The 16,126-nt window shown below is 41.2% G+C and carries 8 protein-coding genes; 3 read left to right on the top strand and 5 right to left on the bottom strand.

Translation table 11 applies throughout. The features are described 5' to 3' along the window. Positions 1 to 15: 15 nt before the first annotated feature. The 3 genes from ACRRSQ_RS19705 to ACRRSQ_RS19695 form a co-directional block, all read right to left on the bottom strand. Positions 16 to 3,171, bottom strand: coding sequence for an efflux RND transporter permease subunit (locus ACRRSQ_RS19705; protein WP_440877491.1), 3,156 nt, complete (start codon positions 3,169 to 3,171; stop codon positions 16 to 18). Then, positions 3,171 to 4,409 (bottom strand): efflux RND transporter periplasmic adaptor subunit, encoded by a 1,239-nt coding sequence (locus ACRRSQ_RS19700; RefSeq protein WP_440877490.1) that lies wholly within the window; start codon positions 4,407 to 4,409, stop codon positions 3,171 to 3,173. The genes ACRRSQ_RS19705 and ACRRSQ_RS19700 overlap by 1 nt, the downstream gene beginning before the upstream one ends. Before the next feature lie 241 nt (positions 4,410 to 4,650). Beyond that, the gene (locus ACRRSQ_RS19695; protein ID WP_440877489.1) at positions 4,651 to 5,028 is read right to left on the bottom strand and encodes a YacL family protein; all 378 of its coding nucleotides are present in this window, start codon (positions 5,026 to 5,028) and stop codon (positions 4,651 to 4,653) included. Positions 5,029 to 5,327: 299 nt separating this feature from the next. Between ACRRSQ_RS19695 and ACRRSQ_RS19690 the strand changes: the two genes are divergently transcribed. Continuing rightward, positions 5,328 to 6,086: a hypothetical protein gene (locus ACRRSQ_RS19690; RefSeq protein WP_440877488.1), complete on the top strand. Its 759-nt coding sequence runs from the start codon at positions 5,328 to 5,330 to the stop codon at positions 6,084 to 6,086. 30 nt (positions 6,087 to 6,116) lie between these two features. Here ACRRSQ_RS19690 and ACRRSQ_RS19685 read toward each other — a convergent pair whose 3' ends face one another. Beyond that, on the bottom strand, positions 6,117 to 8,252 hold the full coding sequence (locus ACRRSQ_RS19685; protein WP_440877487.1) for a trypsin-like serine protease: 2,136 nt from the start codon (positions 8,250 to 8,252) through the stop codon (positions 6,117 to 6,119). 223 nt (positions 8,253 to 8,475) lie between these two features. Then, positions 8,476 to 11,079, bottom strand: coding sequence for a bifunctional aconitate hydratase 2/2-methylisocitrate dehydratase (gene acnB / locus ACRRSQ_RS19680; RefSeq protein ID WP_440877486.1), 2,604 nt, complete (start codon positions 11,077 to 11,079; stop codon positions 8,476 to 8,478). Positions 11,080 to 11,515: 436 nt separating this feature from the next. On the opposite strand from acnB, the gene ACRRSQ_RS19675 reads away from it, so the two are divergent. Together ACRRSQ_RS19675 and ACRRSQ_RS19670 are read left to right on the top strand one after the other, a co-directional pair. Continuing rightward, positions 11,516 to 14,323 (top strand): bifunctional aconitate hydratase 2/2-methylisocitrate dehydratase, encoded by a 2,808-nt coding sequence (locus ACRRSQ_RS19675; RefSeq protein WP_440877485.1) that lies wholly within the window; start codon positions 11,516 to 11,518, stop codon positions 14,321 to 14,323. 659 nt (positions 14,324 to 14,982) lie between these two features. Next, positions 14,983 to 15,939, top strand: coding sequence for a hypothetical protein (locus ACRRSQ_RS19670; RefSeq protein WP_440877484.1), 957 nt, complete (start codon positions 14,983 to 14,985; stop codon positions 15,937 to 15,939). The last annotated feature ends 187 nt before the right edge of the window (positions 15,940 to 16,126 follow it).

Below are 16,126 nucleotides of genomic sequence, written 5' to 3'. Positions count from 1 at the left end.
AAAAGCAGTATCGACTTAACCTATCTGCTGTTGATTAACGTCCGCCCCTCGATTGCGCTTAAAAACATTTTGCAGATCTTCTTTGATCAAATACAGCGCAGGAATTAAAAACAAGGTGATCACTGTGGCGAAAATAATGCCAAAACCTAATGATATTGCCATTGGAATAATAAACTGTGCTTGTAAGCTTTGCTCAAAATAAAGCGGTAAAATACCAAAAAAGGTGGTTAGCGACGTCAGCAATATCGCTCTAAAACGCAGCGTTCCTGCTTGCATCACCACATCTATCATCTTCTTGCCTGAGTTTTTGGCTTTGTTAATAAAGTCGACCAATATCAGCGAGTCATTCACCACCACGCCTGTTAAGGCAATAAAACCAAATAGCGACATCATATTAATGGTTTTACCTAACAGCCAATGACCAACAATCGCGCCAATAATGCCAAATGGAATGACCGACATGATCACCAACGGCTGCGCATACGATTTGGTTGGGATCGCGATCAGCGCGTATATTAAAAACAGTGCAACAATACTTGCCACCATTAATTGAGCGATAAAGTCGGCTTGGTCTTTACTTGCCCCTTCAACGCCATAACTCACACTTGGGTAGTTAGATAAAATTTCAGGAATGGTGGTTTCATTCATTTCACTCACCACTTTACGTGATTCAACTTTTTCGCTGTCAATATCGGCTGAAATCGTGATCGAGCGTTTTTTATTAATGCGCGTAATCGACGAAAAACCTTGGCCAATTTCAATATTAGCTACTTGATAAAACGGCACTTGATCGCCCGTTGGCGTGCGGATCCACATATCTTCAAGATCAGCAATCGAAATACGGCTTTCCTGCGGGTAGCGCACCATCACTTTAACTTCGTCTCGACCACGTTGAATACGCTGAGCTTCATCACCATAGAAAGCTTGTCGAACTTGTTTTGCCAGATCAGACAAGGTTAAACCTAGCACTTCCGCTTCTTGCTTAATGCCAAGTTTTATTTCTTGGCTACCTCGACTAAATGAGTGTCGAATATCATAAACACCGTCGTAGGCAGATAAACTGTCGGTAATGCTATCAGCGGCTTTTTCAAGCTCGGCATCATTTTGCCCAGTTAATTGAAACTCTATCGCGGCGCCGCCACCGGCATTAGTACCGGCGAAAAAGCGCAAGTCACGTGTACCCGGAATTTCACCAATTTCGTCGCGCCACAGTTTTTCAATTTGGTAAGCGTCAAGCTCTCGCTCTTCTTGTTTCACTAGCTCAAGTAAAAAAGTCGCTTCTAAATTACCACCAGTAAATACCATAGAGTGCTTCACAAAACTTTTGCCTAAATGGGTATTTTCTTCAGCAACTTTTCGACCCGCTTTGGCGATTTGCTCAATCGCTTTGTTTCTCGCTTCTGGCGCAGAGCCATCAACCATTACCACTTTACCTTGAATAAAATCACTGGGTATATTGGGGAAAACTTCGAGCTTAACCGAGCCACCAATAATTAACCCTAACGCTAAGATAAACGCCGCAACAAAACACGCCATAGTGTTGTAGCGGGCAATCAGTGCTTTTTCCAATAAAGGCTTATAGGTGTGGTGGATGAAGCGATCTAACCTATCTTTAAAACGCATTTGAAAACGCTCTAACATATTGGAATTATCTTGCGTTAATGGCACATACTTCATGTGAGCTAAATGCGCCGGCAATATCCATTTTGACTCAATTAATGAAAACACTAAACAAGCGCCAACCACTAAGGAAATAGAGCGGAAAAATGCTGCAAAGGTCGCGTCGATAAAAACCATAGGCGCAAAAGCGGCAATGGTGGTTAATACACCAAAGGTTGCTGGCATCGCCACTCGCATTGTACCGCGAATAATATTATCGGTTGAATGACCATATTGTTGAATTTCTGCATAGGCACTTTCGCCAATAACAATGGCATCGTCAACGACAATGCCAAGTACCATGATAAAAGCAAAAAGACTCAGCATATTAACCGATACCGACCATTCGCCGAGCATCGGCATCACCAAAAATGCCCCTAAAAAACTAATTGGAATACCCAGCATGACCCAAAAAGCAATTTTGATTCGAAGGAAAAAGGTTAATACCAAAAAGACCAGTATTGCGCCCATCAGCATGTTAGTGAGCATCATATCCAAACGCGCTGACAGGTAATAAGATGCATCGCCCCAGACATCAAGCTTTACCCCTTCGGGTAAACTTTCACTTTTTTTGGCGACATATTCTCTGACTTTAGCTGCAATTTCTAAGTCGTTTTGCTCACCAGTAGACTGCACCATTATGCTTGATGTTGGCTGACCATTAAAAAGTGCAAAGTCTTGCTCTTCAACAAAGCCGTCAACAACATTGGCAACATCAGACAAGACCAAACGAGTACCGTCTGCGGCAGTGCGCAAAACAATTTTGCCATACTCTTTGCCAGTATAGGCTTGCCCTTGAGTGCGCACTAAAATATCGCCACCTTTAGAGCGAATCGTACCGCCGGGTAAATCGATTGATGAACGACGTACCGCTTGCGTTATCGCATCAAAGGTTAAATTGTATTTTTGCAGTTTTTCTTCAGACACTTCAATCGAGATTTCATAATCGCGATTACCAACAATTTGCGCATTATTAACGCTTGGCAACGCCATCACTTCATCACGAATATCTTGGGTCATTTCTTGACGCGCACGACGATCCATTGGTCCACTAACCGATAGCCACATCACCTGACTGGTAAACTCTAGTTTGGTGATAATGGGCTTTTCCGTTTGCTCCGGAAATGTGGTGATCGAGTCCACCTGCATTTGCACTTCATTCAGTTTTTCTTCAAGCGAATAGCCCGATTGCAACTCAATGTTGACCATGCCCATGCCTTCGTTTGCCGTTGAAGTAATGCGCTTAATCCCCTGAATATCTTCGAGCGAGTCCTCAATATTTAAAATTACCGACTGCTCGACTTCTTCAGGCGACGCACCTAAATGTGGCACCACAACTTGAATGCTATTGGGGTTAAATTCAGGGAACATTTTTTTATTAATACCCTGATAAGAAATAAAACCACCAAGTAAAATAATTACCATCAACAAGTTGGCAGCAACACTATTGCGGGTAAACCAAGCAATAATTCCTGTTAACTGCTCTTGGTTATTTTCATTTGCCAAACTCATTAAGCTGCCCCTTCATCACTAACAGCAGGCTCAGGTTTAGCGATAGGCTCTTCACCTTGTACGCGTAGTTTCATGCCTTCAATTGGCGCTTCAAGTTTGGTTGTAATTAAGCGGTAATTGGCAGGGAATTTATCTAAGGTGTACACAGATTTGGTATCACTACGTAAAATATTAACAGGCAGTATTTTTAGCTGATTATTCTTATCAATAAAATACAAGTCATTTGCGCCATGCACTGCTAAGCGCGGTATCACAATTAAATCATCAAGATCTTTACCGCTTATTTTTGCCTTTACAAACGTCCCCACGTGTAAAGCTTCATGTTCGGCATTATTTGCTACCGCATAAGGATCGTCGATTTGCGCAATCACATAATGAACTCGACTAGTAGCATCGACTACGCCTTCATAGCGCGTTAACTTTGATTGCCAAGCATGAGTTTTTCCTGAAAGTTGGTAATAAATATTCACTTGAGACAAGGCTTGGCTCACTTCGTTAATGCCCGGTAAATTTAAAAATTCGACATCTTTTTGTTTGATCGGCAAACGTACTTCAGCGTAGTCTACGGCAAAGGTCGTCGCTAACTGAGTGCCCGTGGTGACATACTGACCAATATCGGCATGTTTACTTTTTATCATCGCATCATAAGGGGCAACAATTTTAGTACGTTCTAATTTTATCTCAGCGGCTTTTAGGTCAGCTTGGGCAGCCAGTAATTCAGCTTCTGCTTTTTGCTTTTGCGGTATTCTTACGGCTAAAAGTGGCGCATGTTCAAGCGGCTTACCTGATAGCAACCACTCTTCTCGTGCTTGTTTCGCACGCGCTTCTTCTTCTAAAAGCTCAGCTTTTACCGTACCTAAACGCGACTGTGCTTGCACTAAGGCAACTTGATAGGTGATATCGTCAATTGCCAGTATCAACTCACCTTTTTTAAAATATCCACCCACATTAAACTTGGGCGATACTTGGGTAATTTGACCAGCGACTTCTGAAATAATATTAGTTTCTGTGCGTGGTAAAACACTGCCTTGGCTAGTCACTTCAAAGGTAATATTTTCTCTGGTAAGGTGAGTAACTTCGACCAACGGTGGTTTAATTTCAACCGCTTTTTTTGCCGGCTTTGGCGATAGCATTTTTAAGACAACTAAAATGAAGATTGCAACGATTAGAATTAATATCGGTGTTAATACATAGCGCAAAGGCACCATACGGCGATTTTTTTTAACAGCAGAGTTCATACACTTTCTCAATGATGATAGACATGTTGATTGGTTTAGTTGTAGCCGATGTCAACGTAATATAATTATTGTAAAAACAATACGCTAAATCAGCCTGCCTTAGCTAAAGGCAATCCATTTTTAACCAAGTATAGTAAAGAATATTAAGACGAATAACATTATGAAAACAAACGAAGTGTCTAATTTTCACGTTGAATCACTTGCGCACCTAGTATGCGTTCAGTAATAAAAATTAATACCGTTAACTTTTAATAAATTTTGCCCAAGCCATTAACACTTCGCGAAAATCTTCAAGGCCGCATTGGCTGGAATTATTGCTATCAAAATCAACATGTTCATCTTGTAATTCAATCGGTAATGCATCAGCGCCATTCATGCTGCTATTGGTCTCAATGGAGACATCGTCTTGGTCTAGTATTACGGAGTATTCGCTGCCTGAGATCAGTATTTCATTTTTAAATCCTTTTTCAATCTCATCAATTGCCGTAAGTAACTGGGTAAGTTTGCTCGCATCCATGCCCACTTCAACCTCTAACCAAGGTCCCATCACTTCGTGCTCTGTCGAAAATATTGCTTTGGCATTGCCTGTTATTGCGTCATGCAAAAAATCATATTCCATAGCCCACTACCTCTTTTTATCTCAATTGCGCTAATTTTAATGGTCTATTATTGTTATTTATCTGTTTTGTATACGTTATTTGCTGACCTTGTATTTGCAAGGATTTATAAACTTAAGGTTTGAAATGACATTCGTTACTGAAACCTAGCTGGCCTTGCCGCCTTGCCCTTCGCTAAGTGTAGCAAACACTCGCATAGAAAAGTGTTTTTTATCTAACGCACTTTTGTAACAAGCAATTAACAATTGGCTGAACTATTTAGCCAAAACAAAGTCTATAACTTCATTCAAAATTAGATCAAATGGCGCGTGTGTTAAAAGGATATTACTGGGCAATTTTTATCGCGGTTATCTGTCATATTTTATTATTAGCAGTAATTTATAGTCAGACGTTTCCCGCTTTTAAGCCAAAGCAACAACAGGCGATTAAAAGCTATTTGTATGTTAAACCCGCCGTATTACCTGAGCCGATGAAAAAAAATAACATGGATGATGTTATTGAACAGGAGCTAACACCTGACAAAGCTGAGCCACAAAGCACGCAATCCAAAAACGAAGCGCCGAAAAGCAGCAAGTCTAAAAGCGACGGGCCTATTACTGTTGAGCCAGCAGCGATTAAAACGGTTCCTGTTGAAGAAACTGCTAAACAAAGCTCAACATCCGCTGAAACTGCTAACATCACTAACAACGCAGTTAAGATGTCGCCCAAACAGCAACTTGAAAAACTACGCTCTTCGCTAAATAGACAAATTGGAGAGCAATATTTTCAAGAGCGTAATCAACAACGTTCTTTTTCTAACATGCACCCAGCACTGCCATCTGTGCCGCATTCAACTGCTAAACTAAGTGAAGAAGAAAAAAAGACCCTCAATACCACGCAACTGGCAGATAATATTTCAATCACCAAAGGTGATAACGGTGTATGTTTTATCGAACAAGACTTATCGAATGTTGGTATGGAAGGCATAAGTGCAACGTCAGCATTTGCTTGTGGCGAGTCCGCGTTTGATAAAAGCTTTCGCGAGCATATGAAAAAGGTGCAAGCAAAACTCGGTAAATAGTTTTACTGGCACCTTTAATAACGTTCGCCTTTAATTAACGTTTTTCTGGGCGCTTTTACTGAAACAAGCTCGACCAAGACTGATCATCAATAACAGTAACAATGAATAATGCAAAGTCCCGCCGCCGCTGTCACTACTGGCGCTATTACTATTATTACTGTTATTTGAACCGCCACCGTTATTACCGCTGGTATCATCAGCAAGCGCTTCAAAACTGACACTCTTAAGCAGTGCTTTATCTTCTGGTTCAGTGCCACGAGCATCTTTGGCAAACAGCCAAGTAATAATGTGCTGCCCAGCCGGTAATTCCAGCTCGTAGTCAGTAAAATCTACATTACCTGAAATTGTAGCAAGCACTTGACCATTGGCTAACAAAGACAAAGTGCCATAGCTGTCATCGGCTCTATCTTCAATTTCTTCGGAAAAGACTGACCACTGAAAAGATAAGGTGCCACCACGCGTGGTTGCTAACATCACAGCAGATTCTTCGCTGTATTCAATCATGCCACTTTCAATACTTACATCACTCTCGGTGCTCACCCAAGACGCATCACCGCCGCTATACCAAGACAAATACGTTTCTGTACTCGCCAATTGATTGGCCAAGGCAGAATTTTGCGACAAGGCATGTCCGGTAATGCTAGCTTGGCTTAACGATAAACTCGAGTCTTGCGAACTGATCACTAAGTTAGCACTGTCTAAACCGGCGGCAGTAGGCTGATAATTAATCGTTAACTCACAGCTTTGACCTGCACTTAGGGTTAAACATTGATTGCCTGCAAGGGTAAAGGCACTGTTACCGCTAATGGCGTAGGAAAGTGTCGCACTCATTAAACTATTGTTGGTGACTGTCGCCTCAACAGTCGCTTGACTACCTACTGGAAAATAACCGAATTCAACTTTGGTATCTATTGCGATGCCATTAGTAATTTCTTCGATCCACTGACGATATTCAGCGACTCGCGTATAGACCCCTGGAAAACCGTCGGCGGCACAGCCAAAACCTGAACTAACAATGCCTGCCAGTTGCCAGCCTTCATTGGTATTAATAATTAATGGACCGCCGCTGTCGCCTTGACAGGTGCCTTTGCCACCGCCATCAAAATTTGCACAAATATTATGATCTTGTATGCCAAAACTTTCTAAAGAATAAACAATGCCTGGATCAGCAGTAGCATTAAAGCTATCTCTAAGTGTTGTTTTACATTGTAGATTGGTCAAAAGTTGCAATTCAACTTGATGTAATTTATCAGGAAAATTTCCTGTTGGTCCTTGATCAGGCTCATAACCTAAACGACCACCCCAGCCTAATGCGGTTGCAAACAGGTTTTGCTGAGCATATGAGTCGGTGATATTAGTAGTGGCTAAGGTAATTGGTGTATTGGTCACCGGCGCAAATAGCTCAAGTAAAGCAATATCATTGTCTAAACTGGCTGCATCGTAATCTGGATGAATATAGATAGTGGCAATATCGACCGCATTTTCTGCGCCATCTGATAAATCATATTCACCAATATTAACCTTGGCAAATTCAGCAATAGCACTGTCAACACAGTGCGCCGCAGTAACTAACCATTTACCACCAAGAAATGAAGCGCCACAACTTGAGTCTTGTTGAGCATTGATTGCCTCAGATACCGATACCGTCGCAGTTTCGCCAACGAGGCCCTTTAGCACTTCGCCATTGGCTTGGCTAATGGCAACCGCAGGAATGGTACCAGTAAAACCTTCACCTAAGGTACCGGAAATGTCGCCAGCAACATTATTGTAAATAACTGCCGCTAAGCCGCCACCTGATTGGCAATTAAGCACCTTATCTGAAAAGTTAAAATCGCCACGTTCAATCAAACAAATTTTATTGCTCGCATCAGCACAAACTGTTCCGCCCAATCCACAATCGACTAAAGCACCGGTTGCCGTGCCACTGGCGCTGTAATTAAAGCTGTCACTGTCGTACGTTGTATTAGCAACTTGTAGTGAAACATTCACTTGGCTTGAGGTATAAACTAATGCAGACATCCAAGGCCAAGCATCTGGCGCAGCAAGTTCACCACCCACAATTTGTGTTTGTGGAATATCGTTTGTTGGTAGAGTCTGCGCAGCAAGGTTACCCGCAGATAAGGTTAATAAAACGATGAAAAATTTGTGTGAAAAGCGAGAATACATCAAACAATCCTTTTAAATGAAGCTAAGCGCCAAGTGTATTAGTACCATGTACACTAATAAACAAGGAATTTAGCAAAATACAGTTTTTAAGCAACCCTTATAAGCAAGTTACCTTTTTTCATTAGACCGGATATGTAACAAAAATTGTGCAAAAAAAACGCGTCACAGATACTATCTGTTAACGCGTTTTTCATTTGTTCTTATATCAGCGGGTTAGTTAGCACTAAGCAGGAGCTTGCATAATCACTTTATCCGCTTTTTGAACGTACTGCTCCATCTTATCAAAATTTAAATAACGGTAAGTATCGGCGGCGGTGGCATCAATTTGTGACGCATATGCCATATACTCAGCAGGGCTGGGTAATTTACCTAAAATTGCGCCAACACCGGCAAGCTCTGCCGAGGTTAAATAAACATTGGCGCCTGTACCTAAGCGATTAGGAAAGTTTCGCGTGGAAGTAGACAGCACCGTTGATTTATCAGCTACTCGCGCTTGGTTACCCATGCACAGTGAACAGCCTGGCGTTTCAACACGCGCACCTGCTCTGCCATAAATATTAAAATAACCTTCATCACTCAGTTGTGCGCTGTCCATTTTCGTCGGCGGTGTTACCCACATTCTCGTTGGCAGTGCGCTGCTGTTATCATTAAGAAAGTTATTGATAAGTTTACCGGCGGCGCGAAAATGGCCGATATTGGTCATGCACGAGCCAATAAATACTTCGTCAACTTCAACACCAGCTACCTCTGATAATAATTTGGCATCATCAGGGTCGTTCGGGCAGCACACCACAGGTTCGGTAATGTCATTTAAATCAATTTCAATGACATGAGCATATTCCGCGTCACTGTCAGCTTCCATCAATGACGGATTATCTAGCCATGCTTGCATAGCAACTATGCGGCGCTCAATGGTGCGCACATCACCATAACCTTCACTGATCATCCATTTCAGCATGACAATATTTGAAGTTAAATATTCAGCCACCGCCTCTTGCTCCAGTTTAATGGTACAGCCCGCCGCCGAACGCTCGGCAGAGGCGTCAGAAAGTTCAAACGCTTGCTCAACGGTTAAGCCTTTCAAACCTTCAATTTCTAAAACACGACCGGAAAACTCGTTGATCTTGCCTGCTTTTTCTACCGTTAATAAACCTTGTTTGATCGCGGTGTAAGGAATGGCATGCACTAAATCACGCAAAGTAATACCCCGTTGCATTTCCCCTTTAAAGCGCACTAATACTGATTCTGGCATATCAAGTGGCATCACGCCGGTTGCGGCAGCAAAGGCAACTAACCCAGACCCAGCAGGAAAAGAAATACCCAATGGGAAACGGGTATGCGAGTCGCCACCAGTACCGACCGTATCTGGCAATAACATGCGGTTTAACCATGAATGGATCACGCCATCGCCTGGGCGAAGTGATACGCCGCCGCGATTCATCATAAAATCAGGCAAAGTATGGTGAGTTGTAACATCAACCGGTTTTGGATACGCCGATGTATGACAAAACGACTGCATTGTTAAATCGGCTGAAAAACCTAAACAGGCTAAATCTTTTAACTCATCACGGGTCATTGGTCCTGTGGTATCTTGCGAGCCAACGGTGGTCATTTTCGGCTCGCAATATTGACCTGCACGCACACCTTCAACACCGCAAGCACGACCGACCATTTTTTGGGCAAGGGTAAAACCTTTATCTGAGCAAACAGGAGCAATTGGCGTGGCAAATAAATCAGTCGCCGGTAATCCTAACGCCTCACGAGCACGATTTGTTAAACCACGGCCGATAATAAGTGGAATGCGACCGCCTGCGCGCACTTCATCAAGTAATACTGGGCTTAATTCAAATTCGGCAATCACTTCACCCACAGCGTTTTTTACTACGCCTTCATACGGGTAAATATCGATAATGTCGCCCATTTGCATTTTTTGTACGTCAAGCTCAATTGGCAGTGCGCCAGAGTCTTCCATGGTATTGTAAAAAATCGGCGCTATTTTTCCGCCTAAACAAACGCCGCCACTGCGTTTGTTGGGAATATAAGGAATATCTTCCCCCATAAACCACAATACGGAATTAGTCGCAGACTTGCGTGACGAACCCGTACCCACCACATCGCCAACATACGCCAGAGGAATACCATCTTGTTGCAATGCTTCAATTTGTTTAATGGGTCCAATCGTGCCGTCGTCATCTGGAGTAATTCCGTCTCGTGAAATTTTGAGCATCGCTTTGGCATGCAGCGGAATATCAGGGCGCGACCAAGCATCAGGCGCTGGCGATAAGTCATCGGTATTGGTTTCACCGCTAACTTTAAACACTTTCACGGTAATTTTACTCGCTACTTTTTCTTTGCTGGTAAACCAGCTAGCGTCTGCCCAAGATTGCATCACCTGTTTTGCTGCTGCGTTACCTGCTTCGGCTTTATCTTTTACATCATAAAAGGCGTCAAACATTAACAAGGTATTTGCCAGGCCTTCGGCTGCTTGTTCAGCGAGTTCGGCATCGTCTAGCAAATCAATTAGTGGCTCAATATTGTAACCACCTAACATAGTACCTAAGAGCTCAGTAGCCTTGGCAGGGCTGATTATCGGCGAGCTTGTTTCCCCTTTAGCCACAGCGGCTAAAAACCCCGCTTTAACATAAGCGGCGTCATCAACACCTGCAGGGACGCGATTGGTTAATAAATCAATTAAAAACGCCTCTTCATTTTCCGGTGGCGCTTTTAACAATTCAACTAATGCTGCGGTTTGCTTAGCGTCTAACGCCTTTGGCACGATTCCTTGTGCGGCACGTTCTGCCACATGATTACGATATTCTTGAAGCACGACATTCACCTTTTAAGTTCGGGTTGAAGTACTTTATGCATGTGAACGGTCAACTTGAATATTGGTATATCAAGCAGATGAATAAGCAATAAAGCTTCAACAAATTATGACTTTATACCCAACTAACTTGAATAGGTGCGGCTTTACAGGACTTAACTGGGCATAGCTGAGTTTTAAGATAAGCAATTACTAAATAACAACATATTAGACTTTTCTCCTAAGAGGAAATGTAAATCATAATTTTTTATAGCAATATCAAATAGTAACAACAACAATATAACCAATATAACTATGCCGTCTATTTACTATAAACAAGATGAATAATGCTTATTTGATCAAATGATTCGAAGTCGGTAAGAAATCAGGTAAACTAGTCACAAATTTTATCCCCTTAGTTACAAAATTATCATCAGAGTATAATTAAAGAGAGTATCAAATGAGCCTGTATTTAGAATATTTAGCGGAAATTGAAAGCCGCAAAAACGATTTAGGTTTGGCACCAAAGCCAATTGATAGTGCTGACCTACTATCTGAAATTATTGCCCAAATTAAAGATACTGGAAACCAGTACCGTGAAGATTCATTAAAATTCTTCATTTACAACACTCTGCCGGGTACAACAAGTGCCGCTGGTGTTAAAGCCCAGTTCTTAAAAGAAATTATTTTAGGCCAAGAAGCTGTTGCTGAAATTACTGCTGAGTTTGCTTTTGAATTGCTTTCTCATATGAAAGGTGGTCCTTCAATTGAAGCATTACTTGATTTAGCTTTAGGTGATGACGCAGCTGTTTCAGCCCCTGCTGCTGACGTATTAAAAACGCAAGTATTCTTATACGACGCTGATACTGCTCGTTTAGAAGCTGCTTACAAAGCAGGCAATGCTGTTGCCAAAGATCTTCTAGAAAGCTACGCACAAGCCGAGTTCTTCACTAAGCTTCCAGAAGTACAAGAAAAAGTTCAAGTGGTTACTTATATCGCCGGTGTTGGTGATATCTCTACAGACTTATTATCTCCTGGTCACCAGTCTCACTCTCGTGCCGACCGTGAATTACACGGCCAATGTATGATCACTCCTGAAGCACAACAAGAAATCGTTGCCCTGCAAGAACAGCACCCTGGCAAAAAAGTGATGCTAGTTGCTGAAAAAGGCACTATGGGTGTAGGTTCTTCGCGTATGTCTGGTGTGAACAACGTTGCACTTTGGGCAGGCGAGCAAGCAAGCCCATATGTTCCATTTATCAACATTGCGCCAGTAGTAGCCGGTACTAACGGTATTGCCCCTATCTTCTTAACCACGGTTGATGTAACTGGTGGTATTGGTCTTGACCTTAAAAACTGGGTTAAGAAAGTAGACTCAGACGGTAATGTTGTTACTGATGCAAACGGCGACCCAGTGCTTGAAGAAGCATATTCTGTAGCAACGGGTACAGTATTAACTATTGATACTAAAGCGAAGAAATTATACAACGGCGATAACGAGTTATCTGACGTATCTTCTGCATTCACGCCACAAAAAATGGAATTCATGAAAGCAGGCGGTTCTTACGCAGTAACTTTTGGTAAGAAGTTACAAACGTTCGCTGCTGAAACCTTAGGTGTTGAAGCGCCTGCAGTTTATGCTCTTGCAAAAGAAGTTTCTCATGAAGGTCAAGGTCTTACAGCGGTTGAGAAAATCTTCAACCGTAATGCTGTAGGTGTTGCTTCCGACGCGCCTTTACACGCAGGCTCAGACGTTCGTGTTAAAGTGAACATTGTTGGTTCTCAAGATACTACCGGCCCAATGACATGTCAGGAATTAGAAGCCATGGCTGCTTCTACTATTTCGACTTCAGTTGACGGTGCTTTCCAATCAGGTTGTCATACAGCCTCTGTTTGGGATAGCAAAGCAAAAGCGAATACGCCTAAGTTAATGGCATTTATGAACGCATTTGGTGTGATCACCGCACGTGATCCTAAAGGCGTTTACCACTCAATGACTGACGTTATTCATAAAGTATTAAACGACATTACCATTGACGACCGTGCCATCATCATCGGTGGTGACTCACATACCCGTATGTCTAAAGGTGTCGCTTTTGGTGCTGACTCAGGTACTGTTGCTATTGCTCTTGCTACAGGTGAATCGGCAATGCCAATTCCAGAGTCGGTAAAAGTTACCTTTAAAGGCAGCATGGCAAGCCACATGGATTTCCGTGATGTGGTACACGCAACGCAAGCGCAAATGCTTAAGCAATTTGGCGGCGAAAACGTATTCCAAGGTCGCATTATCGAAGTACACATTGGTACGCTTTTAGCTGACCAAGCGTTTACTTTCACTGATTGGTCTGCAGAAATGAAGGCAAAAGCGTCAATCTGTATTTCTAACAATGAAACGCTTATCCAATCAATTGAGCTTGCTAAGAGCCGTATCCAAATCATGATCAACAAGGGTATGGACAACGAAGCAGGCATGTTAGCTGGTTTAATTAAACTTGCTGACGAGCGTATCGCAGGTATCAAGTCTGGTGAAGAGCCAGCACTTGCTCCAGATGACAACGCTAAGTACTACGCTGAAGTTGAAATTGACTTAGACGCGATTGCTGAGCCAATGATTGCTGACCCTGACGTTAACAACGAAGATGTTTCTAAGCGTTATACCCATGACGTTATTCGCCCAGTTTCATACTACAACGGCAAACCAGTTGATTTAGGTTTTGTTGGTTCTTGTATGGTACACAAAGGTGATATGCAAATTATCGCGCAAATGCTACGTAACCTTGAAAAACAAAATGGCACTATCGAATTTAAAGCACCACTGGTTGTTGCGCCACCAACATATAACATTGTTGATGAGTTAAAAGCTGAAGGCGATTGGGACATTCTTCAAAAATACGCAGGTTTTGTATTTGACGATGATGCTCCAAAAGGTGAAGCACGTACTAAATACGACAACATTTTATACCTTGAACGCCCAGGCTGTAACTTATGTATGGGTAACCAAGAAAAAGCGGAACCAGGTGATACGGTAATCGCAACCTCTACCCGTTTATTCCAAGGCCGTGTTGTTGCTGATACTGCAGAGAAAAAAGGTGAGTCGTTACTAGGTTCTACACCATTAGTTGTACTTTCAACGGTATTGGGTCGTTTCCCAACGTTAGCAGAATATACTGCGGCAGTTGAAGGTATCGACTTAACGCGTTTTGCACCACCAACAGAAGAAATGACAACTAAGTACACTGCCCAAGCAGTACCAGTTAAAGTCGTTTAAGCGGTTATCTACAGCACTATTTTTAGTCATTAAATAGTGCTGAAGTAGCAAACAATTTAAAGATTACTTATAATTTAAAGGTTACTTATTTAGTTAAACAAGGTAAAACTTGCCATTAACTAAAAAGTAGCCTTTTTTATTAGCTTAATTCCCTCTGGAAATATTCCTTATTAGCTTTCTTCTATATTGTTATCTCTATATTTTTCACGTCTAAATTTTCTGATTTACCGACAGCTAACCGCTTTAACAAGGCTAAATTTATTTGGACTCATTAGGCAAGTTTGAACATCGACAAAGCCACCGATATAGTCTTTCAAACCAGTCGTACTATTATCAATGGTCACTTTGCGCACATACCGGACGAAAATCATCAACAAAAATGCAACACTTTTTCTAATGTTTAATTTTTAAAAATCAGGTTTTAATTTAAAGTCCTTATTTTCACCGCAAAAAAGGAAAAATTCCGTTTTTCAACGGATAGTTACAAAATCACAAATTTATAACTAATTGATGATGTGATAGTAAAAAGGTAAAGTTGAAATATTCTATAATAATTTAGTCTGAAATGTTTCTGGCAGAAATGCGGAACTTATCTGGTTAAAAAGCTGTTAAGTTTCTTTGTACATCAGTTGCAATCTCCACTAAGGAAGTGAAATAAAATGGATGAAAATAAGTTAAAAGTATTGAAGTATGATATTGATGCCATTATTCGAAATGGAAGTACTGGTGATTCAAAAAACGATATGATCGTATTGGCGGACTACTACCAATATTTATCAGATAAGATAATGCCTTATAATTTCTCTATTGATGCGCCTGAAGAGTTTTTATTATGCTTTGAATCATTATATTTGTGGCTCCATGAAAAGTTGACTTTGCTTTCACCAAGCATAAAAACTCAAATAGAAGATATTTTTACAAACAAAAATCTATGTGAAATTTTCGCTATTTTATCGAGCATTTCACCTAAAGACATATATCGTTTTAATAGAAGCAAGTCTTTTGGAGTTTTTGGCTCTATTTTTGCCCCTAAATTAGATATCAAATTTAACGATCAACAAGCTGAATTAGTTTCTTCTAGGAACATTTTAGATACTAAAGTAGCACTAACTAGATTAGCCCAAGTTGTTAGATTTTCAGCGTCAAAAATAAGTGACGTTTCTTTTGGCTCATCAAGTTTTGAAGAGTTTAAATCATCATATGATCCAGACCTTATAAATAAAGCTAAGATGTCCGCATTAGTTGGTATTTTAAAGTCACAAATAAGTGACTTACCACAAGACCAAAATACATCCTTACTTTTAGAAAAATTAGATGAAATAGAGTCAGAGGTGAAGAAAAGTAAGCCTCATTGGGGATTAATATTCTCTACATTATTTGTAATCTTCGGATTTACTGCTGATTTAAAAACCTTAAACCCAGATGTTTACACTAAACCATTGCAAACGATCGAAAATATACTCTTTTCAGCGCATGACGAAGGTAAAGTAGAAAAGAACAAAGCGTCTATAAAACTTTTAAGTGACAGTCCTTCGCAACCCTTCTCACAGAAACAGAATGACGAAGTAGTTGTAAACTCTAGAAAAGAAGATGAGCTTGAAGAAGCCGAAACTTAACAAGTCGTTTAAAAGGACAAAAAACAGTTGGCTTTTACTCCTTCGTCACTAATTTTAGCCTCTTAACGAGGCGTTGGTATGACTCCCCACGTCAACTTAAAAACACTGATCCCTGCTCAATAAATTAGAGCCATAATCTTTTCTTTTAAAATAAAATGAGTTAACGCATAGATGAAGCAAGTAAATT

Source organism: Thalassotalea sp. PLHSN55 (genome assembly GCF_052030545.1).
Classification (GTDB): Bacteria; Pseudomonadota; Gammaproteobacteria; order Enterobacterales; family Alteromonadaceae; genus CANMXU01.
This window is presented reverse-complemented; position numbering and strand designations above follow the sequence as displayed.

Bases quoted from the DNA above. Each gene is read 5' to 3' on its own strand.
- ACRRSQ_RS19685 (WP_440877487.1), bottom strand. From the start codon at position 8,252: ATGTATTCTCGCTTTTCACACAAATTTTTCATCGTTTTATTAACCTTA.
- ACRRSQ_RS19690 (WP_440877488.1), top strand. From the start codon at position 5,328: ATGGCGCGTGTGTTAAAAGGATATTACTGGGCAATTTTTATCGCGGTT.
- ACRRSQ_RS19705 (WP_440877491.1), bottom strand. From the start codon at position 3,171: ATGAGTTTGGCAAATGAAAATAACCAAGAGCAGTTAACAGGAATTATT.
- ACRRSQ_RS19675 (WP_440877485.1), top strand. From the start codon at position 11,516: ATGAGCCTGTATTTAGAATATTTAGCGGAAATTGAAAGCCGCAAAAAC.
- ACRRSQ_RS19670 (WP_440877484.1), top strand. From the start codon at position 14,983: ATGGATGAAAATAAGTTAAAAGTATTGAAGTATGATATTGATGCCATT.
- ACRRSQ_RS19695 (WP_440877489.1), bottom strand. From the start codon at position 5,028: ATGGAATATGATTTTTTGCATGACGCAATAACAGGCAATGCCAAAGCA.
- ACRRSQ_RS19700 (WP_440877490.1), bottom strand. From the start codon at position 4,409: ATGAACTCTGCTGTTAAAAAAAATCGCCGTATGGTGCCTTTGCGCTAT.